Annotated in this window: 18 protein-coding genes and 2 pseudogenes; 13 read left to right on the forward strand and 7 right to left on the reverse strand. The window is 63.6% G+C overall.

What is annotated here, in order from left to right; genetic code table 11:
- Positions 1-176 (forward strand): annotated as a pseudogene (locus EET13_RS31080) (IS1634 family transposase); the annotation flags it as partial.
- A 123-nt stretch (positions 177-299) separates the two neighbouring features.
- On the opposite strand, the gene EET13_RS00010 reads toward EET13_RS31080, so the two are convergent.
- Together EET13_RS00010 and EET13_RS29785 are read right to left on the reverse strand one after the other, a co-directional pair.
- Positions 300-2,156, reverse strand: coding sequence for an SLC13 family permease (locus EET13_RS00010; protein WP_122440356.1), 1,857 nt, complete (start codon positions 2,154-2,156; stop codon positions 300-302).
- A 322-nt stretch (positions 2,157-2,478) separates the two neighbouring features.
- A complete protein-coding gene (locus EET13_RS29785) occupies positions 2,479-3,123 on the reverse strand; it encodes a hypothetical protein (protein ID WP_136623068.1) in 645 nt (214 codons plus the stop codon).
- 1,616 nt (positions 3,124-4,739) lie between these two features.
- Here EET13_RS29785 and EET13_RS00025 point away from each other — a divergent pair.
- A complete protein-coding gene (locus EET13_RS00025) occupies positions 4,740-5,213 on the forward strand; it encodes an ISAs1 family transposase (protein WP_244603705.1) in 474 nt (157 codons plus the stop codon).
- On the opposite strand, the pseudogene EET13_RS00030 reads toward EET13_RS00025, so the two are convergent.
- The 5 genes and pseudogenes from EET13_RS00030 to EET13_RS00050 form a co-directional block, all read right to left on the reverse strand.
- A pseudogene (locus EET13_RS00030) lies at positions 5,214-5,831 on the reverse strand (ISL3 family transposase); the annotation flags it as partial.
- 288 nt (positions 5,832-6,119) lie between these two features.
- Positions 6,120-6,581: a putative alpha/beta hydrolase gene (locus tag EET13_RS32670; protein ID WP_122440358.1), complete on the reverse strand. Its 462-nt coding sequence runs from the start codon at positions 6,579-6,581 to the stop codon at positions 6,120-6,122.
- Positions 6,563-6,877 carry a DUF2563 family protein gene (locus EET13_RS00040; protein ID WP_122440371.1) on the reverse strand — a complete coding sequence of 105 codons (315 nt, stop codon included), beginning with the start codon at positions 6,875-6,877 and terminating at the stop codon, positions 6,563-6,565. Before EET13_RS00040 ends, EET13_RS32670 begins: the two co-directional genes overlap by 19 nt.
- An 83-nt stretch (positions 6,878-6,960) precedes the next feature.
- On the reverse strand, positions 6,961-7,470 hold the full coding sequence (locus EET13_RS00045; RefSeq protein WP_122440359.1) for a pullulanase: 510 nt from the start codon (positions 7,468-7,470) through the stop codon (positions 6,961-6,963).
- A gap of 24 nt (positions 7,471-7,494) precedes the next feature.
- Entirely contained in the window at positions 7,495-8,937 is a 1,443-nt protein-coding gene (locus EET13_RS00050; protein ID WP_122440360.1) for a CCA tRNA nucleotidyltransferase, read from the reverse strand.
- A gap of 322 nt (positions 8,938-9,259) precedes the next feature.
- Here EET13_RS00050 and EET13_RS00055 point away from each other — a divergent pair, with 322 nt between their 5' ends.
- The 11 genes from EET13_RS00055 (at position 9,260) to EET13_RS00105 (ending at position 21,927) form a co-directional block, all read left to right on the forward strand.
- The gene (locus EET13_RS00055; RefSeq protein WP_122440361.1) at positions 9,260-10,000 is read left to right on the forward strand and encodes an NUDIX hydrolase; all 741 of its coding nucleotides are present in this window, start codon (positions 9,260-9,262) and stop codon (positions 9,998-10,000) included.
- A complete protein-coding gene (locus EET13_RS00060; RefSeq protein ID WP_122440362.1) occupies positions 9,997-12,381 on the forward strand; it encodes a hypothetical protein in 2,385 nt (794 codons plus the stop codon). Before EET13_RS00055 ends, EET13_RS00060 begins: the two co-directional genes overlap by 4 nt.
- Complete coding sequence (locus EET13_RS00065) at positions 12,378-15,941, forward strand: lipid II flippase MurJ (protein ID WP_122440363.1); 3,564 nt, start codon at positions 12,378-12,380, stop codon at positions 15,939-15,941. The genes EET13_RS00060 and EET13_RS00065 overlap by 4 nt, the downstream gene beginning before the upstream one ends.
- A gap of 63 nt (positions 15,942-16,004) precedes the next feature.
- Positions 16,005-16,571 carry an RNA polymerase sigma factor SigM gene (gene sigM, locus EET13_RS00070; protein ID WP_211186561.1) on the forward strand — a complete coding sequence of 189 codons (567 nt, stop codon included), beginning with the start codon at positions 16,005-16,007 and terminating at the stop codon, positions 16,569-16,571.
- 74 nt (positions 16,572-16,645) lie between these two features.
- Positions 16,646-17,404, forward strand: a complete 759-nt coding sequence (locus EET13_RS00075) for a hypothetical protein (protein WP_122440365.1) — start codon at positions 16,646-16,648, stop codon at positions 17,402-17,404.
- Positions 17,405-17,503: 99 nt separating this feature from the next.
- Positions 17,504-18,502 (forward strand): thioredoxin-disulfide reductase, encoded by a 999-nt coding sequence (gene trxB, locus EET13_RS00080; protein WP_122440366.1) that lies wholly within the window; start codon positions 17,504-17,506, stop codon positions 18,500-18,502.
- On the forward strand, positions 18,499-18,852 hold the full coding sequence (gene trxA / locus EET13_RS00085) for a thioredoxin (RefSeq protein ID WP_122440367.1): 354 nt from the start codon (positions 18,499-18,501) through the stop codon (positions 18,850-18,852). The genes trxB and trxA overlap by 4 nt, the downstream gene beginning before the upstream one ends.
- Before the next feature lie 760 nt (positions 18,853-19,612).
- The gene (locus tag EET13_RS00090) at positions 19,613-19,927 is read left to right on the forward strand and encodes a PE domain-containing protein (RefSeq protein WP_122440368.1); all 315 of its coding nucleotides are present in this window, start codon (positions 19,613-19,615) and stop codon (positions 19,925-19,927) included.
- A 38-nt stretch (positions 19,928-19,965) separates the two neighbouring features.
- Positions 19,966-21,252, forward strand: coding sequence for a PPE family protein (locus EET13_RS00095; protein WP_122440372.1), 1,287 nt, complete (start codon positions 19,966-19,968; stop codon positions 21,250-21,252).
- A gap of 53 nt (positions 21,253-21,305) precedes the next feature.
- On the forward strand, positions 21,306-21,599 hold the full coding sequence (esxG, locus tag EET13_RS00100) for a type VII secretion system protein EsxG (protein WP_122440369.1): 294 nt from the start codon (positions 21,306-21,308) through the stop codon (positions 21,597-21,599).
- A 37-nt stretch (positions 21,600-21,636) separates the two neighbouring features.
- The gene (locus EET13_RS00105; RefSeq protein ID WP_122440370.1) at positions 21,637-21,927 is read left to right on the forward strand and encodes a WXG100 family type VII secretion target; all 291 of its coding nucleotides are present in this window, start codon (positions 21,637-21,639) and stop codon (positions 21,925-21,927) included.
- Positions 21,928-22,493: the final 566 nt, after the last annotated feature.

Below are 22,493 nucleotides of genomic sequence, written 5' to 3' on the forward strand. Positions count from 1 at the left end.
TCGCGCACTGCATTCAGGAACGCAGTGGGCTGGCCATCGCCAACATCATCAAGCAACTGCGACCGCTGCGCTCAGCGACCATCACCATCAACGGCGCCAGTCAGACCTTCCCACCCGAAATCCCTGAGCCCCAGCGGACAATCCTCGCCCACCTCGGCATCAAAGTGGCTTACTAAACCAAATGTCCTAACTCAGGGGAGCAGCTGTTGGAGCGGCGCATTCTTATGGGGCCAGTCGATGGCGGGCGGCGGCGATTGCGGCAACCGGCCCGCTTGTCGGGGACCCTGTCGACGGCGATCTCAAAACGACCAGATCATTGGTACGTAAAAGACGGCCGCAAGGAAGAACAACATAGTTAGGGGCAGTCCGATTTTCACATAGTCGGTGACACGGTAGCCGCCCGGCCCCATTACTAAAGGATTTGCTGGACCAGCGGTGGGTGTCAGGAACGATGCGGTGCAGGCGATCAAGACACACACTAATACCGGAACTTGGCTTACGCCGATCGTTGCTGCGGTCGAAATGGCAATCGGCACCATAATCAGCGCAGTGACATTACCGGTCAGAAACTGACTAAAGAACACACTCGTGACGAAAATCGTCACTAGAAGCATTGTCGGTCCCCGGTTTTTCTCGGCACATTCGATAGCGTGCGCCACCCAATCGGCCAAGCCGGACTGCTTTATGGCCGCTGAAACCGGTAGCATTCCTGCGACCAGAAATACGGCGCTCCACTGGATTCGTTGATACACATCTTGCGGTGAGATCACTCTGGTGATCATTATCATACCCGCGGCTGCTAATGCGGCGAGTGCGGCGCTCAATAGCCCGGCAGCCATTACGACGACCATCGCACTGAGAATCCCGATCGCGCGGAAGGAGCCTCGACCCAGTTTAACGGCTTGTCGGCGCACATTCACTGGAGCGTCAACGAGAAGTACATCGGGATCCACAGATGTCGCCTCGAGGCTTTCCCATGATCCTTCAACTAACAGCGTGTCACCGACGTGGAGTTTTGCGGGTAAGTCCAGTTCATGACCAAACCGGTGTGCGGCCAGCACAGTCACATCTGTTCCGAACAGTTGTTGACCTACCTTGACTTGCTGTTGAACATAACGCGACCGCGGAGGAACCATTACCTCTACGATGCCGCCGTGAGCGTCGAAGAAGTTGCTAAGCGGCTCAGACCCTGAATGCTGGTCGACGATATCCAAGCTGTATTGCTCAGCATACTTTTCAATCGAGCCGCGGTCCCCGATCGCTGTAAGGAGTTCCCCTGGAGTGATAGCGCGCCCTACGCGACTCCATCGTGTGGCGCTGTAATGATTTGCCGACATCAGCTTGAACCGGCGCCCGAGCAACATCTCATCGGTGATCTGGGCACCGGCCAGAACGCTGTCAGCCGTGACACGGAGATGAATCACGTGATCAAGACCGTAATGCTGGGCCAGCGTCTCCCCGTGCCCCGATAGATCTATGGGCACGATGGCCGGTTGCCGATGAGGTAACCATCGGATGGTGATAAGTAGGATCACAATCGTAAGGGCTAGCAGCGGTGCGCCGACCAGGGCGAAGTCGAAGAAGCCTACCGCTCTGGCGCCCGAGTCCTGTATGGCGTGGGCAACTACAACGTTAATCGGAGAACCGATGACAACCAGTAGCGACCCAGTCTTCGCGGCGAAGAGCACTGGGATGAGGGTCGCCGACGGGGGAATTCCAAGGTGCTTGCTGGTCATAACCAAACCAGGGATAAAAGCAGCAACTGCGCCGGTTGTGCTGATCATAATACCCAGCAGGGCCACTACGGCCATCGTCACAAGCAACATATAGGTGCTGTTACTGCCGGTACGCGAGCTGATGATACTGGTAATCCAAGCGGAAACGCCAGTAGCATCAATAGCTTCGGCAACCACGAGCAATGCGCCGACAAGAATTACTGTCGAATTTGAGAATCCTTCAATCGCTTGATTTGGTGAAATTACGCCCGAGATGACTAGTATCAAAACCGAGCCTAAGGCAATCATCTCTGATGGCCATTTGCTGATTGCGAGACCAATTATCATGGCGATCAACACCAGCAAAGTAATCCACCCGGCGCTCGGCAACTTGCTCTTCTTTCTGGACTCAGCGCATCTAACAATTTTGCTGAATGTCATCGATTACCACAGCTCACCAACGACTTCATTAACTGCGCTATTACCGCGTTATCATAACCTGAACACAAATATGTTGTTTCCCTGTCGTGATGCAGTTATCACTGGAATTATCGGTGGCAGTGAGGTTATTCTTAAGATGGAGCGACCAGCCCGGCCGTAGTGATGGTTAAACTACATTGCCAAATCATGATCGTTGTTTTGCCACCCAGCATCGAGATCGGATCGCTCATGAGCAGACCAGCGGTCGTCGCATCCCTACCGCGCCACAAATCAAGATCAAAATCAACAATTCACGCCATAGCATCCATCCGTGGATCGTGGGTTAGTTCTTAAAGCCATAATCATCTAGCTCTTCATCGGTGAGCTCTATGTTATTTTGCAGTCTAGGCATTACAAAATATTCTTCCGTTGAGGGCGCCTGAGGGTCCCAAAACCGAGGGTCATCATTGGCGTAATATTTATCACCTCGAATCAGAAATCCGTCCATTTCATAAGTGTGTGCCGCCATATTCTCGCGAGAATCTTCAGAAAACCTGGCACTTTCAAAAGGATTACTGAAATCCGCAAAATCATCCAGCCCGCGAATCGGCTCGGAATTACCACTGTTGTTGTCTTCAATTGTATTGTTTTCGATTATCAATTCGTTTGGTCTTGGAACATTGTTTTCGATTATCAATTCGTTTGGCTTTGAAACTGAATAATCGTAGTCTTCGAAGACCAATACTTCTACGTTAGCCAGTGTTTGTTGACTCGGGAGCTGAGTCGTTTCATTGGTTATAGACGTTGGGTCGTAAGGCAAATTGGTAGAGCCGCTATCGCTACCGCTACCGCTACCGCTACAGGTGTCTAATTTGAAAATATCATGAGCTAGTAAGGCGATATCAAGTCGTCCGATCTTTGAGTTACTGGAGGCGGTGGGCTCTATTCCAGTTCCAGTTACCGCACCGGTAAAAGCAAGGGTATCCATCGCGGCGATTGCAACTTTGGTTATCCGACCTTGAACTTTCCGATCTCGTTTTCCGCTTAAGGTTATTGAATCGCTTACTTCTAACCGACAAGTGTCAGCCGGCTCGGTAGACAAAGCTGTCGATTGCGTGGCACAAGGATGTTTCCGTCGCATAAATTATTCCTTTCACTTTACTTTCTATTTACTCCACGCAAGTTCGTCAGTTAAACGCGCGTAAAAGCGTGAATGTCAGTCAATCATTTCCAGCATCGCTCGCAGCAGAAATTTTTCCATATATGTACCCCGCATCACTGCCAATAACGATGGGCAATTCCTCTGTCATCAATGCGGATACGTAACCAACCCAGTGCCGCTGACGCCTGGCCCTGGGTCGCCCCAGAGGTGCCCTATTACCTCGTATTGGCTTATTATTGGTTGCATTTCTTAGCTTCTTTCCTCGGCGCCCCTCGCCCGGTTCATGTATAATAACGACAAAACTAGATGGGGTACTCTCTACCTGCAAATTATTATTTTGATGAAGCCATAAACTGCGTTTATTGTTTAGCACCTTGCCACTGTTGCGGATCGCGCCTGCAATTTCGCAGGTCGAACGCTTGATCAACACTTTCCGAGACCGGGAATGTCAACCCTTCTGATCCCGAGTTGCCGTACAATAGCCCGCCCATGCCGCCCGCACCGCCACGCCCGCCGTCGCCGCCGTCGTCGCCGAGCAATCCTGCGGCGCCACCATTACCGCCAGTGCCATGGCTATGAGCACCAACAGTCCCACCGTTTCCCCCATTGCCGTATAACACCCCACCCTTACCGCCATCACCACCGTTACCGGATGCCTGGTTTCCGGTTCCGCCTGCTCCGCCGTTGCCGCCGTTCGGTTGCCGCGCATTGCAAAGCGTGCGGCGCGATGCTCACAAATGACACAGCTGCTCCTCCTGAGATCTATCTATATCGCTGGTCTCTCGTAGTGAATACTTTAAATCAACCCAATTCTTGATTTCAACGACCGTCAAGAACAGACCTGGGCAGCCATGGTATTTCGAGATCTAGTCATCGTCGTGATAGTTGCTGTTGTTATCTTTGCTCAATTGTTTATTTTTATGTGCACAATCTCGCGATTTATGTCAGGCCGAGCCATTTAGAGCGATCCGCCATTATATGGAATCCCTAATTCGAATCTGGGGTCAGCCTATCGGTAAATTAATGCAGAAGACAATCTAAAAAGATAATGAATCTATTTATTCTATTTATGGGATTTCGAAGCGGCCCGGTCGCACCCCAGGGTCCCGGAAGGGTCGGCGCGCAGGTCTGTGACCTCGGAGTTTGTCGTCGTGTGATCGGCGTGGCTGCTGTGATGGGTGTGACCAACGGGCTTGGATACAGGTTGCGATGCCAACCATCCAAGCCCGAGGCCACACCCGCGTGCCATCTTCACCGACACCGCCCGCCGATACGAACCCGACACGCCACGAGCGACTGCTGCAAGCCCTTGAGACCGTACCCGATCCACGCGACCGACGCGGGGTCCGCTACTCATTGGCCGGAATGCTGGCATTGGCGGTCACCGCCACCGTCGCCGGCTGCTGCTCGTTGCGGCGATCGGCCAGTGGGCCGCAGAAACCGTGGCCGACAAGCTGGCCTTGTTCGGACTCAGCGGCGGTAGCGCCCCAGACGAGTCGACGTTGCGCAAACTGTTCGCCCGCATCGATGCCGACGCATTCGACCGGGCGCTGGGTGTGTGGATGTGGATCCGAACCTTCATCGTCGACCAGCGCCGCGTGATCGCCGTGGACGAAAAAACGATCCGCGGTGCGCGTACCCGCCCCGAGGGCAAGGCGCCACACCTGGTGGCAGCGTTGAACCACCGTGCCGCAGTGATGCTCGGACAGCTCGCCGTCGACGTCAAGAGCAATGAAATACCCGCCGCGCGAACTCTTTTGGGACACTGCGATCGCGACGGGGCGGTGGTGGCCCTCGATGCGATGCACACCCAGACCAACACCGCCACCGCGATCACCGATGCCGGAAGCGACTACATATTCGGCTCTTCGCAGTTAGCAGTGGCGTTGGTGCCGGCTGGGTGTGACTCGCCGTGATCAGCGGGTGCAGGCTCGCCGTACTCGGCGGCGTTGGTGGGCGGGGTTGCGGAAGCCGAACGCGATGCGCCCGATGTGCTTGACGATGCGGTTGTAGCCCTCAGTGCGGGCGTTGGTCAGCCCGGCCTGCACGGCGGCGATAATCGAGTCCTGCCAGGTCTCGATGCTGCGGGCGAAGCTGATCACCTCGGGCACCTTGCAGGCCGCGCAGAATTGGTAGAACCGGTTCAGGGCGGCGGTGATTTCGTAGCGCAGCCCACCGCGGTCGGCGTACGAGAGCAGTTCGCGCAGCATCTCTTTGGCGATCCATGCCGCTGCGATGTCCTCATTTGGGTCGGCACCCAGCAGCTTGGCGAACAGCGTGGCGCGTTGCTCGGCGGTGAGCCGCTCCGCGCCGCGCACCAGCCGGCGGCGGTTGATCCACTCCACATCAGCCTTGCGGCCCCGGCGGCCCCGCTGGATCCAGGTGACCCGCCGGCGCACCGCATCGACCATGTCGTTGGCCTTCTTGACCAGATGGAACCGGTCAGCGATCACCACGGCCTGAGGCAGCGCCTCGCGAGCGACGCGGGCGTAGGCCGGGGACAGATCAATGGCCACGTGGTGCGTTGACGTCCTTCTTTCGCAGTGCTGGCGAATGGGATATGAAATCGGAGTCGGCGCTCCACCCGCCAGCGACCAACGTTGAGATCACCGTCTTAGGATCGGCCGGTCCATCGCGCGAGACACCGCACATCCAAAACGACAAGTCCACCACCCCACGACCGGGGGCTCTCCCTGGTCATTACATGATTGGTAACTGAATGTCGCCTCGGTCACCTCGGGGTGAAGGGAGTTGACGATGTCGCGGCCGCATCGACAGCCTGGGCACGCGCCTACTGCGGCGAAATCGGGTGATGCACGACTTCAGCACATCCGCCGAGCGCAAGGCCGATTCCGATCGCCGCGACGGCGATCCGGACTGGCAGGGTCCCCGTTGGTCGCCGATCGCAACGCTTCGAAGTCGAACCACTCCCCCATCTCGTATTCACCACGATGCTGCGAGGTCATCCCCTCGCGCCGGTAGCGCACCCCCGTGACCGGAAACCACGTCAGAGATGCTGAACAGCGATTCTGATCCGTGGTCGAAGTAGTGGGAATGGTCATCGACCGGATTGCCGGTGTAACCCGAGACTTCGGAACGCCATAGCGGACCCACGGGCTGACTGCGTGCCGTTTCGCGACTTTGAAAAAGTTGGGAGGAAGTGACGAGGCGCTAAATCGGAAATCTGTGCGGGGCCGCCCACTTTGGAGGCTGGAGTCAATCGCCCAGGGATCACCGCCGGCCTCGCCGATCGATAACGGAATGCTTATGTAGCGGAGCTGCATCGCACCGCCCGCAACTGCGCGGCGTTGCGCTCATCCATCCCGGTGAACCCCACCGCAGCTCGACGCGCTTTGCCGCCGACCGCGGTGAGCGCATCTTGGTGTGCCTGCAACGTTTTCACTTGCTGAGCATGCGCCGAGGTGACCGCGCCATGAAATGCCTCGGCTGCGGCAAACTCCCCAAACATCCCCGACAGGAGTGGTCCGCTAGACAGACAGCCGGCTCCGTCCTGGGCATGGTCACCCGCACGGTGAGAATCGTTGGCCCCCAAGCGCAGTGATCCAGTGTCAACGAACATCGCCACCTCTTTCGGAGAGCATTGATGCCGGCTTGGCTTGGCAGTTGCGGGCCAGGCTAACGGCAGTGCGTGTGCCGGTCAATTCACAAGGGGCTGGCGCCGTCGGCGGCGCCATCGCCGTCGGCATCGCGCAGCCGTACGTCCCAATGCCCGTCCCCGTCGGTGTCGACATACGCGGTCACACCCTCGTCCCCGGCACACAGCACCCGGTCGGCCAGTCCGTCGCCGTCGCCGTCGATCAACCTGTCGTCCACATGGCCGTACCCATCGAAGTCGACCAGCGGACCGCCGGTGTGCTCGACGCCATCCAGCCCAAACCAGCGCACCTGTCCGCCCCGATCGAGCGCGACCCCCCACGTCCCCGACCCGTCATCGGTGAAGTAGCTCTCCGGCGTCCCGTCATTATCGACATCCAGAACGGCATGATCGGCCATCCCGTCGCCGTCGAAATCGGTCAGCGCATCGTCGCGCATCCCGTCGCCGTCCAAATCCAGCGCTATCGCATCGAGCCGGCCGTCACCGTCGAGGTCGAGATCGACAGCGCGATTCCAGATGTCCGCGGATCCGTCGTCGGCGCCCAAGCAGTAGTCCATAACCGTTCTGACGCAACGCCCGAGCTACGGGTTCCCCCGAGTTTTCCACCAGGCCAATAGTTCGGCGGTAGCTTCTTCGGTGCTCAGCGGCCCGCGATCCAGTCGCAGTTCTTTCAGGTGGCGCCACGCGTCACCCACCAGCGGGCCCGCCGGAATGTCGAGCAGCTTCATGATCTGGTTACCGTCGAGATCCGGGCGAACCCGGGCCAAATCCTCTTGGGCGGCCAGCTCGGCTATCCGCTCCTCCAGCCGGTCGTAACTGGCCTGGAGCCGGGCCGCCCGGCGCTGGTTGCGGGTCGTGCAGTCGGCACGCACCAACTTGTGCAGCCGTGACAGCAACGGTCCGGCGTCGGTGACATAGCGGCGCACCGCGGAATCGGTCCACTTGCCGTCGCCGTAGCCGTGAAACCGCAAATGTAGGTACACCAGCTGCGAGACGTCGTCGATCATCTGTTTGGAGTATTTGAGCGCGCGCATCCGCTTGCGGACCATCTTGGCGCCGACCACCTCATGGTGGTGGAAGCTCACCCCGCCGTTAGCCTCGTGTCGGCGGGTGGCGGGCTTGCCGATGTCGTGCAGCAGCGCCGCCCAGCGCAGCACCAGGTCCGGCTCCTCGTCTTCCAGCGCCATCGCCTGCCGCAACACGGTCAGCGAATGCTGGTAGACGTCCTTGTGCTGGTGGTGTTCGTCGATCGCCATCCGCATGCCGCCGACCTCGGGCAGCACCACCTCACCCATTCCGCTCTGCACCATCAGGTCGATGCCGGCGACCGGGTCGTCGCCGAGCAGCAGCTTGTCGAGTTCGGCGCCCACCCGCTCGGCGCTGATCCGGCCCAGCTGCGGGGCCATTTCTTCGATCGCCGTCCGCACCCGCGGCGCAACGGTGAAGCCCAGTTGGGAGACGAACCGCGCGGCGCGCAACATGCGCAACGGGTCGTCGCCGAAGGACTCCGACGGTGGTGCCGGAGTGTCGAGCACCTTGTCCCGCAGCGACGCCAAACCGCCCAGCGGATCAAGGAATTCGCCCGGACCTTTCGGCGTGACTCGCACCGCCATGGCGTTCACGGTGAAGTCGCGGCGCACCAGATCGTCGTGGAGGCGGTCGCCGAAAGACACCTCGGGATGCCGCGACACCTGATCGTAGCTGTCGGCCCGAAAGGTGGTGATCTCCAGCCGGTAGGCGTCCTTGCCGACCCCGATGGTGCCGAAGTCGATACCGGTGTCCCATACCGCATCGGCCCAGGAGCGCACGAGCTTCTGCACCTGTTCGGGACGGGCGTCGGTGGTGAAATCCAGATCGGGGCTCAACCTGCCCAGCAATGCATCGCGCACCGAACCGCCGACCAGATACAACTCGTGGCCCGCTTCGGCGAATGCCGATCCGAGCTCGCGAAGCACGGCGGTATGCCGATTGAGGGCGACCGCGGCTGCGGTCATCAGGTCGGCGTCCTGGACGGTGTCGGGCACGTTCGATCAGCCTAATGGGAATCGATCAGCGTGGCATCGAGAGGTAGCTGAGGGGTATCTGCCGGCTCGTCGAGGGAGGCCGATCAACCGAGCGGGGTTCAGTCGGATGGCCGCGGCGCAGCCGCGCGAAGCTGAGCATCGCGCGTCCCACCAAATCAGAGACTCCTGTGACGTAAGTGGCCGACGGGACTCGCCTCGTCCAGGGCCGGCCACCCACCAGCGTGCCCGCGCGCGACCTGGCCACCCGAACCTGCACCAACGATCCGGCCCACGACGGCGAGTACATCCGGTTGACCAGCCCGTGCCAGCTAATATCGCTTGGGTGTCGCAGGGCGAACAAGCCAAACCACGTCGACGCCGGGGCCGGCGCCGCGGTCGTGGCGTGGCGGGTTCCGCCGAAAATGCTACGGACACCCAAGCGGCCAGCAACGGCGCCCCCACGCCGGCATCGGCAAAACCGGCCCGGCAGCGCTCCCGTCGCGGCCGTCCGGACCGGCTGCGCACGGTCCACGAAACATCTGCCGGCGGACTCGTCATAGACGGCATCGACGGACCGCGCGATGAGCAGGTCGCGGCGCTGATCGGCCGCATCGACCGACGCGGACGCATGCTGTGGTCGCTGCCCAAAGGGCACATTGAAATGGGCGAGACCGCCGAGCAGACCGCGATCCGTGAGGTCGCCGAGGAAACCGGAATCCGCGGCAGCGTGCTGGCCGCACTGGGTCGCATCGACTACTGGTTCGTCACCGACGGCCGCCGGGTGCACAAGACCGTGCATCACTATTTGATGCGCTTTCTCGGCGGCGAGCTTTGCGACGAGGATCTCGAAGTCGCCGAGGTGGCCTGGGTGCCCATCCAGGAACTGCCGTCCCGGCTGGCCTACGCCGACGAACGCCGCCTAGCCGAGGTGGCCGACGAACTGATCGACAAGTTGCAGACCGACGGCCCGGCCGCCCTTCCGCCGCTTCCGCCGAGCTCACCGCGGCGACGGCCGCAGACCCACTCCCGCACCCGGCACGCCGACGGATCGCCGCCGAGCCGAAATAACTCCCACGGGCCGTGACTGCGTTGCGAGTGCCCTGGGCCGGTTTGTGGCGCCTCGCCGCAGTCGTCGGCATCGTGGCCGGTTTCGTGGCGGTGCTCAACGTACCGCGCGCGACCGCGGGTGAACCCAGCCCCACACCATTTGTGCAAGTCCGGATCGACCAGGTGACCCCGGACGTCGTCACCACCACCAGCGACCCGGTAATCAGCGTCAGCGGCACGGTGACCAACATCGGTGACCGCCCGGTCCGTGAGGTGATGGTCCGGCTAGAGCACGCCGCGGCCGTCACTTCGCCGGCGGCGTTGCGCACCTCGCTCGACGGCAGCACCGACCAGTACCAGCCGGCCGCGGAATTCCTCACGGTGGCCCCGGAACTGCAGCGCGGACAGGGGGCGGGGTTCACCCTGTCGGCTCCGCTGCGCTCGCTGACCAAGCCGTCGTTGACCATCGACCAGCCAGGCATCTTCCCGATCCTGGTCAACGTCAACGGAACACCGGACTACGGAGCGCCCGCCCGCCTCGACAACGCCCGGTTCCTGCTGCCCGTGGTGGGCGTGCCGCCCGACCGGGCAGCCGATTTCGACTCCGCCGTGGCGCCGGAGACCACCAAGCCGGTGTGGATCACCATGCTCTGGCCGCTGGCTGACCGACCCCGGCTGGCCCCCGGTGTCCCCGGCGGCACCATCCCGGTCCGCCTCGTCGACGACGACCTGGCGAACTCGCTGGCCAACGGCGGCCGGCTGGACACCCTGCTGTCCGCAGCCGAACTCGCCACCACTCGCGATGTCGACCCCGAGGGCGCCGTCACCCGCGCGCTGTGTCTGGCGATCGACCCGGATCTGCTCGTCACCGTCAACGCGATGACTGCCGGCTACGTCGTGTCCGACTCCGCCGACGGATCCGGACAGCTGCCCGGCACCCCCACCCACCCGGGAACCGGCCAAGCGGCGGCCACCGTCTGGCTGAACCGGCTACGGGCACTGGCTCATCGCACCTGCGTGGCGCCGCTGCCCTACGCCCAGGCCGACCTGGACGCCTTGCAGCGGGTCAACGACGCCGGGTTGAGCACGATCGCCACCGTGAGCGCCGCCGACATCGTCGACAAGATTCTCGACGTCAACTCCGTACGGGGCGCGACTCTGATGCCCGATGGGCCGTTGACCAGCCGCGCCGTCGACCTGCTCAGCGCCGACGACGGCATGGTCGCGATCGCGGCGGCCGACTTCTCCGCCCAAGACGGGACCCGCGGCACCGCCGACATCACGCCACGGCGGCTGTCCCCGCAGCTGGTCGTCGCGCCGTTCGACCCGGCCGTCGGCGCCGCCTTGGCCGCGGCAGGCGCCAATCCGATCACTCCCACCTACCTGGACTCTTCACTGTCGGTCCACATCAGTCACGACTCGGCCACCGCCCGGCGCCAGGACGCTGTGGGCGCGGTGCTGTGGCGCAGTCTGTCCCCCGACGCCGCGCCACGTACGCAGATCCTGGTGCCACCGGCGACGTGGAACCTGCAGGGTGACGACGCGCAGTCCATCCTGACCGCACTGGCCACCACCATTCACGCCGGGTTGGCCGTGCCGCGTCCGCTGCCGGCACTGATCGCCGACGCGGCGGCGCACACCGAGCCACCACAGCCCCTGGGCACCGAGGCCAACCCCGCCACCGCTCGCGGCCGGTTCGGCGACGACATCACCGCGCAGATCGCCGGCCAAGTCGGCCGCCTGTGGCGGCTCACCGCGGCGCTGTCCACCGACGACCGCACCGGCCTGACCGGCGTGCAGTACACCGCGCCGCTTCGCGAAGACATGCTGCGCGCGCTGAGCCAGTCGGTGCCCCCGGACACTCGCAACGGGCTGGCCCAGCAGCGGCTGGCCGTGGTGGGGGACACCATCAACGACTTCTTCGGTGCGGTCACGATCGTCAACCCGGGCGGCTCCTACACCCTGGCCACCGAGCACAGTCCGCTTCCGCTAGCGCTGCACAATGGCCTCGCCGTACCGATCCGGGTCAAGCTGCAAGTCGATGCTCCCCCTGGCATGACGGTCACCGACATGGGCCAGATCGAGTTGCCGCCCGGATACCTGCCGCTGCGGGTACCGATCGAAGTCAACTTCACCCAGCGGGTCGCCATCGACGTGACCCTCAAGACCCCCGACGGCATGGCGCTGGGCGAGCCGGTGCGGTTGTCGGTGCACTCCAACGCCTACGGCAAGGTGCTCTTCGCCATCACTCTCACCGCCGCTGCGGTACTGGTGGCACTGGCCGGACGGCGGCTTTGGCATCGGTTCCGCGGCCAGCCCGACCCCGCCGACCTGGACCGCCCCGACCCGCCCCCGGCCAGGCACCGCGAACAGCACACTGCGCTGGATCGTCGGGTCGAAGAAGAGCACCGGGTATGAAACCGGCGCCGCGGCGAGTGCATCCAGCGCCGCAGCCCCCGGATCACCAGCCGGCGCCCCGCCGCACCGAGCTATCAGATGCCGCCCTGGTGTCACGCTCGTGGGGAATGGCCTTTGCGACGCTGATCAGCCGGCTCACCGGGTTCGCCCGCATAGTGCTGCTGGCCGCGATCCTGGGCGCCGCGCTGTCCAGCTCGTTCTCGGTGGCCAACCAACTGCCCAACCTGGTCGCCGCGCTGGTCCTGGAAGCCACCTTCACTGCGATCTTCGTGCCGGTGCTGGCCCGCGCCGAGCAGGACGACCCCGACGGCGGCGCCGCGTTCGTGCGCCGGCTGGTGACGTTGGCCACCACGCTGCTGGTAGTGGCCACCGCGCTGTCGGTCGCCGCCGCGCCGCTGCTGGTGCGGTTGATGCTGGGCCGCAACCCGCAAGTCAACGAGCCACTGACGACCGCCTTCGCCTATCTGCTACTCCCCCAGGTCCTCGTCTACGGCCTGTCCTCGGTGTTCATGGCAATCCTGAACACCCGCAACGTTTTCGGCCCGCCGGCGTGGGCGCCCGTCGTCAACAACGTGGTCGCTATCGCGACCCTGGGGGTGTATCTGGCCGTCCCCGGGCAGCTGTCGGTCGATCCGGTCAAGATGGGCAACGCCAAGCTGCTCGTGCTGGGAATCGGCACCACGTTGGGGGTGTTCGCCCAAACCGCCGTGCTGCTCGCGGCGATTAAGCGCGAGCACATCAGCCTGCGGCCGCTGTGGGGAATCGACCAGCGGCTCAAGCGATTTGGCGCGATGGCCGCCGCGATGGTGCTGTATGTGCTGATCAGTCAGCTCGGTCTGGTCGTCGGCAACCAGATTGCGAGCACCGCCGCGGCGTCCGGCCCGGCGATCTACAACTACACCTGGCTGGTGCTGATGCTGCCGTTCGGCATGATCGGCGTGACTGTGCTGACCGTGGTCATGCCGCGGCTGAGCCGCAACGCCGCCGCTGACGACGTCTCGGCCGTACTCGCCGACCTGTCGCTGGCCACCCGGCTGACCATGATCACGCTGATTCCCGCGGTGGCGTTCATGACCGTCGGCGGGCCGGCGATGGGCAGTGCGTTGTTCGCCTACGGACACTTCGGTCAAGTCGACGCCGGATACCTGGGTGCCGCGATCGCGTTGTCGGCGTTCACCTTGATTCCCTACGGGCTGGTGCTGCTGCAACTGCGGGTGTTCTACGCCCGCGAGCAACCCTGGACCCCGATCGTCATCATCGTGGTCATCACCGGCGTCAAGATCCTCGCCTCGCTGCTGGCCCCGCACGTCACGGGTGACCGTGAATTGGTTGCCGGCTATCTGGGCCTGGCCAACGGCCTCGGTTTCCTGACCGGCGCGACGGTCGGCTACTACCTGCTGCGACGGGCGCTACGGCCTCGCGGCGGCCAGCTGATCGGCGCCCACGAGGGGCACACCATTCTGGTGACGACCGCCGCCTCGTTGCTGGCCGGCCTGCTCGCCCATGTCGCGGATCGCCTGCTGGGCCTCGCCCGGTTGACCGCCCACGGCGGTGGGGCCGGTTCGCTGCTACGGCTGCTCATCCTGGCGCTGATCATGGTGCCGATTCTGGCCGCGGTCATGCTCGGCGCACAGGTCCCGGAGGCTCGGGCGGCGCAGCGGGCGATCCAGCGCCGCCTCGGCGTTAGGCCTGGCCAACCTGTTCCGGGCAAGGTCACTGCGGCGGATGCATCATCCGGCCGTTACCGCGTCACGTACCCTGAGCAAAGAAAGTCGTCCCCGCCGGGGGAAAGTGCGGTCCATCATCCGATCCGGCGCAGCCCTCCGGCAATCAGAGCCGGGATAGCGAAAGGACCGGAGGTGACCGACCGCCCATCGGATAGTGCCGCCTCGTCCGACTCGGTGCCTGGCGCCGACCTTCCGCGGCCCGTCGCCGACGATTTCCAGCCCGACATTCCGGCCGACCCCGATCGGGGCGGGGCTTCGCGGCCCCGCCGGCCAGACCGGCTCAACGGCGATGCCGACGCCCGTGGGCCGATCCCGTTCGATGCGCCCCGCGAACGCGGTCCCGAACCGGCGGTGGCCCGCGACGACGTCAGCCTGGTTCCGGGGGCCCGAATTGCCAACGGGCGCTACCGGCTGCTGATCTTCCACGGCGGTACTCCGCATCTGAGGTTCTGGCAGGCGCTGGACACCGCGCTGGATCGCCAGGTGGCGTTGACGTTCGTCGACCCTGAGGGGGCCTTGCCCGAGGAGGTCCGCCAGGCAATCCTGGCCCGCACGCTGCGGCTGAGCCGCATCGATAAACCCGGTATCGCGCGGGTGCTCGACGTCCTGCACACCGGCGCGGGCGGCCTGGTGGTCGCCGAATGGATCCGTGGTGGTTCGCTGCGTGAGGTTGCCGACACCGCGCCGTCGCCGGTCGGGGCCATCCGGGCGATGCAATCGCTGGCCGCGGCCGCCGATGCGGCCCATCGCGCCGGGGTGGCCCTGTCGATCGACCATCCCAGCCGGGTGCGCGTCAGCATCGAAGGCGACGTGGTGCTGGCCTACCCGGCCACCATGCCCGACGCCAACCCGCAAGACGACATCCGAGGGATCGGCGCCGCACTGTATGCCCTGCTGGTCAACCAGTGGCCACTGGCGGAGTCCGGGAGCCACAGCGGGTTTCCCCCGGCCGAGCGGGACGCGTCCGGTGCACCTGTCGAACCAACCGTCGTCGACCGCGACATTCCCTTTCAGATTTCCGCCGTTGCAGTGCGGTCGGTACAGGAAGACGGCGGAATACGCAGTGCATCAACACTTTTGAACCTGCTGCAGCAGGCTACCGCGGTAGCGGACCGGACCGAGGTGCTGGGTCCGGTCGAGACACCCCCATCGGCCTCCCCCCGCCGCTCCTTCGCGGAGGACAGCGAAGCCTACGCGCGGCGTCGCCGCAACCTGCTGATCGGCATCAGCGCCGGCGCCGCAATTCTGCTGGTCGCCCTGCTGGTCCTGGTCTCGGTGATCAAGCAGGTATTCGGCAACGTCGGCACCGGCCTCAATCGTGATCAGCTCGGCCTGAACACGCAGACCTCGTCGGCGTCGGAGCCCAGTTCTGCCCCCGCCGGCAGCGTCGTCAAACCCACTAAGGCCACCGTTTTCTCCCCCGACGGGGAAGCCGACAATCCGGGCCAGGCCGATCTGGCTATTGACGGCAATCCCAGCACCGCCTGGCAAACCGACACCTATACCGACGCTGTCCCCTTCCCGGCCTTCAAGAACGGCGTGGGTTTGATGTTGCAGCTACCGAAGCCGACAGCGGTCGGTGCCGTCACCATCGACATTTCCAGCACGGGGACCAAGGTTGAGATTCGCTCATCGCCGACGCCCAACCCGTCGAAGCTGGACGACACCACCGTGCTGACCTCCGCCACCGCGCTCAAGCCCGGTCACAACACCATTGCCGTCAAGTCGGCATCGCCGACATCGAACCTGCTGGTGTGGATTTCAACGTTGGGCACTACCGACGGCAAGAGCCGCGCCGACATTTCCGAGATCACCGTCCAGGCCGCTTCCTGACTTCCGCACAGCGCCACCGGAAAGTGAAGTGCTTTGCGGCTACCGATTGGTTACTGTCCGGCCGTGGGTCTTGGGGGCGGGCGGGAACGCAGTGACGCCGAACTGCTGTCGGCGTTCGTCGCCGGCGAGCACCGCGCCTTCGAGCAGTTGTTCCGCCGCCATCGACGCCACCTGTACCGACTGGCCCGGCTCACCAGCCGCACCCCGGAAGACGCCGAAGACGCACTACAAGAGGCGATGATGTCGGCGCACCGGTGCGCTGCCTCGTTCCGCAATGACGCGGCGGTCAGCAGCTGGCTACACCGCATCGTGGTCAATGCCTGCCTGGACCGGCTGCGCCAGGCCAAGGCCCGGCCGACCGCCCCGCTCGACGACGTGTATCCGGTTCCGGACGCCACGGGCCGAGTCGAGACGGCGATCCTGGTGCAGCGCGCACTGCTACAGCTTCCGGCTGAGCAACGCGCGGCGGTGGTCGCTGTCGACATGCAGGGTTATTCGATCGCCGACACGGCACGAATGCTGGGTGTGGCCGAGGGCACCGTCAAGAGCCGCTGTGCCCGCGGCCGGACACGGCTGGCGCGGCTGCTGGGCTACCTCAACACCGGTGCCAGCGCCGTCGACGCCGGTTAGGACCAACGAGCCCACCGGGTTGCTGCGCGGGCCGCACATGGTGACCGACCTGTGCATGACGGACACTGGGGCGGATGACCGGCACCGACCACGAATCCGACGCAAACCCGCCGCTGACCGTCGAACTCCTCGCCGACCTGCAGGCCGGTCTGCTCGACGACGCCGCCGCCGCTGACATCCGCCGACGAGTCCGTACCGACCCTGCGGCCGCGGCAATTCTGCGCGCCCTGCAGCAGGTGCGTCAGGACGTCGCGACCGCCGGAACCGATCCGAACTCGGCGCCGGACCCCCCCGCCGATGTCACGGCCAAGATCGCGACGGCCCTGCGGGCTGCCGCTGCCGGCGAGTCGCGCGTCGCTCACGCCTCCCGCCCGCACACCCGCCCGGCGAAAATCCTTGCCGGCATCGCCGGATTCTGCGCGGCCGTCGCGGCGATCGGCGTCGGTACCGCCGCGTTAATCAGCTCGCCCGCACCGGCACCGAATACCCCCACCACCGCAATGCACATCACCATATCGACGTCGCCGCCGGTGGTCGCGCTGCCGCCCGACCAACTTCTGGATCTGCTGCGGCGCCCACCCGACTACGGCCCTCTCGCCGATGCGTCGCGGCGGGCATCCTGCCTGAACGGCCTGGGCTACCCGGCGTCCACTCCGGTACTGGGCGCACGACCAACCGACATCAACGCCCGCCCCGGTGTGCTGCTGGTAGTACCCGGTGACACCCCGGACACCCTGGCGGTCTACGTGGTGGCGCTCAACTGCAGCGCCGCCGATACCGGCCTGTTGGCCAGTACTACGGTTGTCCGGGTTGTGCGGAGCACCGGCTCATAACGCCATGTCGATACCGTCCAACGCGCGAACGGGAACACCAGTGCCTACGCTGGCGTTCATAAACGTCCGAGACCAGCTATCCCTCCCCGAAAGGCCCGCATGACCGCCGCCTCCGCTAATCCAGACACCGTTCACAATGTGATCGTCATCGGCTCCGGTCCTGCCGGATACACAGCCGCTCTTTACACGGCCCGGGCACAGCTGGCTCCGCTGGTGTTCGAAGGCACCTCATTCGGCGGCGCACTGATGACCACCACCGAGGTGGAGAACTATCCGGGTTTCCGCAACGGCATCACCGGTCCCGAGTTGATGGATCAGATGCGCGAACAGGCGCTGAGGTTCGGTGCGGACCTGCGCATGGAAGATGTGGAGTCGGTATCGCTGGGCGGGCCGGTCAAATCGGTGGTCACCGCCGACGGGGAAACCCACCGCGCTCGGGCCGTGATCCTGGCGATGGGCGCGGCGGCACGCTACCTGCACGTGCCCGGCGAGCAGGAACTCTTGGGCCGCGGTGTGAGTTCGTGTGCCACCTGTGACGGGTTCTTCTTCCGCGACCAGGACATTGCCGTCATCGGCGGCGGTGACTCGGCCATGGAGGAAGCCACGTTCTTGACCCGGTTTGCCCGCAGCGTCACACTGGTGCACCGCCGCGACGAGTTCCGCGCCTCCAAGATCATGCTCAACCGTGCCCGGGCCAACGACAAGATCCGCATCCTGACCAACACGCTCGTGGACGCCGTGGACGGCGAGACCTCGGTCACCGGATTGCGCTTGCGCGACGCCGTCACCGGGGAACACACCGCGCTGCCGGTAACCGGCGTCTTCGTCGCGATCGGGCACGAGCCTCGGTCCGAGCTGGTGCGCGACGCCGTCGACCTCGACCCGGACGGCTACGTGCTGGTTTCAGGCCGCACCACAAGCACTTCGCTGGACGGTGTATTCGCCGCCGGAGATTTGGTTGACCGCACTTACCGGCAGGCGGTCACCGCGGCCGGCAGCGGCTGCGCCGCTGCCATCGACGCCGAACGCTGGCTGGCCGAACACGAGGCAACGGGGCATGCCGACAATACCGACACGCTGATTGGAGCACAACAATGACCGATTCCGAAAATGCCGGCGCCACAATCGAAGTTTCCGACGCATCCTTTTCCACCGAGGTGCTGTCAAGCAATAAGCCTGTGCTGGTCGACTTTTGGGCGACCTGGTGCGGTCCATGCAAGATGGTTGCGCCGGTGCTCGAAGAGATCGCCGCTGAGCGTTCGGGAAGCCTCACGGTAGCCAAGCTCGACGTGGACGCCAACCCGCAAACGGCCCGTGACTTTCAGGTGATCTCGATTCCCACGATGATCCTGTTCAAAGACGGCCAGCCGGTGAAGCGAATTGTCGGCGCCAAAGGGAAAGCGGCGTTGTTGCGCGAGATTTCAGACGTGATACCCAACCTGAGCTAGTAACTCATAACTCGGCCGAGGCCCAATTGACGATCCGTCGGGGTATAGCGGCGATGCCGCTCGCAGTCCGTCCGCGACGGTCCTGACTCGGGATGCGCGGGGTCGGTGCTCACACAGCTCCGGTCCGGTGGCGGCCCTCTGCTGCGCGGCGACCATCACCGGACCGGTGGTCTCGGCTGCCTGCATGCGGCGAATACAATGGTGAAATCTACTCAGAAACAACGCTTCTGGATCCCATCGGACGGTCGGCGTGCGCAACCAGCTCCCGCCGGCCCACGAACTCTCGAAGACGCAAGGGGCAAGTTGTGTGGCTCAGGTGCACGGCCTGACATGATCTCTTCTCTCCCGCAATCGGTTTCGCATCGGAACTGGAGCGCCGCTCGGTACCCGCCGAGATAATCCGTATCCGCACCGCCGACCGCGGCAACCGACTTGCGCCAACGCCCAGCGTGTCAGAGTCTTGACTTCGCCCGTCGGTCAGCACGGCTGCGTTCTTCGGTCACCTTCGCTTTGTCGCTCGAACTTTGTTATCTGTCAGCGGGATTCGGGGCTGAAGGCAATCGCTCCATTCTCCGAGAGCCGCGATCCGCGCCGTAGCACGTTGATTATTTCTGCTTATCACCCGAGTTGGTGAATGTATCGGCACATCATTGCCCCGAGTGGGCGGACATGGTGCAATCGTGCGTCGTAGGGTTCCGCGAATTCGCACGATGTCCGCAAAACTGCGGAGTCATAAAGCATGAGAAAGAGGAGTACCGAATTGACATTGCGAGTGGTTCCTGAGGGTTTGGCGGCTGCGGCTGCCGCGGTTGAGGCGTTGAGTGCACGGTTGGCGGCTGCCCATGCTGCCGCAGCGCCGGTGATCACCGCGGTGGTGCCACCGGCGGCCGATCCGGTATCACTAGCTGCTGCAGCGGGGTTGAGCGCCTGCGGTGTGCAGCACGTGGGGATCGCCACCGAGGGTGTCGAAGAGTTGGCCCGCTCCGGCGTGGGCATCGGTGAGGCAGGGGTCAGTTATGCCGTTGGTGATGCCGCCGCAGCGCTGACGTATGCCCCTGCCGCTGGTTTGACATGAACTACCCGAGTCCGATCGTGATGCACGGCGGCAGTTTTATGCAGGTTGTGTGGTTTGCCTGCCCGCCAGAGATCCATTCGGCATTGCTGAGCGCAGGCCCGGGACCGGCTCCGTTGGTGGCGGCCGGCGCGCAATGGTTGTCGCTGAGCGCTCAGTATGCCGACGCGGCCGAGGAACTGGGTATGGTGCTGGCCGCGGTGGCGGCCGGGGCTTGGCAGGGTCCCAGCGCGGAGCTGTGCGTCGCGGCCCACGCCCCATATCTGGCCTGGCTAATACAAGCCAGCGCCGATAGTGCGGCGGCGGCCGCCGCACACGAGACCGCGGCCACCGCCCATGCCACTGCGCTGGCGGCAATGCCTACGTTGGCGGAGTTGGCCGCCAACCACACCACCCACGCGGTGCTGTTGGCCACGAATTTCTTTGGCATCAACACGATCCCCATCGCGGTCAATGAAGCCGACTACGTGCGCATGTGGATCCAAGCCGCTACCACCATGAGCGGCTACGCGGCGGCCACGGCGACCGCTTTGGCAACGACATCCGACACACTTCCGGCACCAGTCATCCTCAAACCCGGCAGCACCGCCGTTGCCGCAGCTGCCCAAACCGCCCTCACCCCCTTCCCCTTCTGGGAGATTCTCAATCTCATCGCAGGAATGATCGTCGGCGAAGCAGTGATGTTCGCATTCTTTTGGGCGAGCGCATCTGTGCTTCTGATCTCGCCTCTACTCTTGGTTGCTGCTGGCGTGGCGGCTTTGTTGGGAGATTACACCGTTGCGCTTTATCTGCTGGCGCTACCTTTAGCCGCGCCAATCATCATGGCCGTTATGGGCACCTTCTTTTTCGTAACGCCCGTGGTGGTGTTTTTTCAGGGTGTCATGCTGATTGTCAACTGGATTATCGGCAATCTCGCACTCGCTGGTCCAGCCTTATCGACTTACGTTGCTTCAGGGTTGGCCATTCCGGCCGCTGCCGCAAGCGCCGGCACCGCGGTGCAGGTCGCAGAGGTGGCCCCGGTGTCGGCTGTCGCAGTCGATGCGGCGCTGCCGGTCGTAAGCGCGCCGGCGGTAGTGTCGCACGCCCAGTTGGCCTCGGCGGTTTCAGCGCAAAGCGCGCCGGCTGGACCCGTGGCTGCAGGCAATCAGGCCGCTGATGGTCTGGGGTTTGCCGGAACACTGATCAATGGGGTTGGAAAACCCGTTGCCGGGTTGGCCACCATCGGTGCAGAGTGCGGTGGTGCGCAGATTCCGATGCTGCCGGCCACCTGGGAGCACAGGCTAGTCGGAGCGCTCGGCGATGGGGGGTTGATCGGCGTAGCGGTGTGACCGTGAGATAACCAGGAAAAGCCCCCGGAAAATCGAGTCCAAGGAGAGTTGTTGTGAGTTTGTTGGATGCCCATATTCCGCAGTTGGTGGCGTCGCAGTCGGCGTTTGCCGCCAAGGCGGGCCTGATGCGTCACACCATCAGTTCGGCCGAGCAGTCCGCGATGTCGGCACAGGCGTTTCATCAAGGTGAGTCGGCGGCGGCATTTCAGGCCTCGCATGCCCGCTTTGTGGAGGCGGCCGGCAAGGTGAACGCATTGTTGGATATCGCGCAGGCCAATCTGGGTGACGCCGCCGGCACCTATGTGGCCGCCGATGCCGCTGCAGCGTCGGCCTATACGGGATTCTGAGCCCCAGCACCATCGTCAATTCTTGAAAGGGTTTGTGATGTCGCAGATTATGTACAACTACCCCGCCATGATGGCTCATGCGGGGGACATGTCCGGGTATGCAGGGACACTGCACAGCCTGGGTGCCGACATAGCCACCGAGCAATCCGCTTTGTCCAATGCATGGCAGGGCGACACCGGGCTGACCTATCAGGGTTGGCAGGCACAGTGGAATCAGTCCATGCAGGAACTGGTCAGCGCATATCAATCGATGGCCTCCACGCATGAATCCAACACGTTGGCGATGAACGCCCGCGACATGGCCGAAGCCGCCAAATGGGGCGCCTAGCCTAAGCATCCGGTGGAGGCCAGTCCGGCGGGACTGCTCGAGCGAGGCGGGACAGTCGCCAGTCGGCCAATCGCGACTCGAGCAGTCCCGCGGGCTGGCCTCCACCGACTTTGAAGCTGTGCGCTGGCGGTTCAAGACCGTCATTTCGGACCCGGCTGACAATGCAGCAAGCACATGGACGCCACCCAGCCGACCTCAACACATTCGCGACGGCCCAAGCCACTATTGGCGCGATCTTCGGACCAATGATCGACCAACTAAGCGACCGCTGATCGAGGATTGAAAGCTGCAGCGTGTGCCCGCTGCGGGCAGGGGCATCAGAAATCCGCCCGGTTTCGGTTGCAAGAACCTTCGCGCACCGCAATGCGGCCGCACCTTACGTCGTCGTCGCCCTGAGTTAGGACACCTCTGTTGGATTTCGAGCTCAGAATTGCTGTGACCTGCTGGTTTGTGTGGCGGAGGGCGGGTTTTGGCTTACTAACCGGGTAGGGTCCGGTGAGTGTTTGTGCGCAAGGTGCGCACCGCTTCGGGTGCGGTGGCGGTGCAGGTGATGCGCAAGTCGGGCC

This window comes from Mycobacterium attenuatum (genome assembly GCF_900566085.1).
Classification (GTDB): domain Bacteria; phylum Actinomycetota; class Actinomycetes; order Mycobacteriales; family Mycobacteriaceae; genus Mycobacterium; species Mycobacterium attenuatum.

Coding starts and splice junctions, on each gene's coding strand:
- EET13_RS00010 (WP_122440356.1), bottom strand. CDS start 2,156: ATGACATTCAGCAAAATTGTTAGATGCGCTGAGTCCAGAAAGAAGAGC.
- EET13_RS29785 (WP_136623068.1), bottom strand. CDS start 3,123: ATGGATACCCTTGCTTTTACCGGTGCGGTAACTGGAACTGGAATAGAG.
- EET13_RS32670 (WP_122440358.1), bottom strand. CDS start 6,581: ATGCAGCTCCGCTACATAAGCATTCCGTTATCGATCGGCGAGGCCGGC.
- EET13_RS00040 (WP_122440371.1), bottom strand. CDS start 6,877: ATGTTCGTTGACACTGGATCACTGCGCTTGGGGGCCAACGATTCTCAC.
- EET13_RS00045 (WP_122440359.1), bottom strand. CDS start 7,470: ATGGACTACTGCTTGGGCGCCGACGACGGATCCGCGGACATCTGGAAT.
- EET13_RS00065 (WP_122440363.1), top strand. CDS start 12,378: ATGAAACCGGCGCCGCGGCGAGTGCATCCAGCGCCGCAGCCCCCGGAT.
- EET13_RS00075 (WP_122440365.1), top strand. CDS start 16,646: ATGACCGGCACCGACCACGAATCCGACGCAAACCCGCCGCTGACCGTC.
- trxB (WP_122440366.1), top strand. CDS start 17,504: ATGACCGCCGCCTCCGCTAATCCAGACACCGTTCACAATGTGATCGTC.
- trxA (WP_122440367.1), top strand. CDS start 18,499: ATGACCGATTCCGAAAATGCCGGCGCCACAATCGAAGTTTCCGACGCA.
- EET13_RS00095 (WP_122440372.1), top strand. CDS start 19,966: ATGCAGGTTGTGTGGTTTGCCTGCCCGCCAGAGATCCATTCGGCATTG.
- EET13_RS00105 (WP_122440370.1), top strand. CDS start 21,637: ATGTCGCAGATTATGTACAACTACCCCGCCATGATGGCTCATGCGGGG.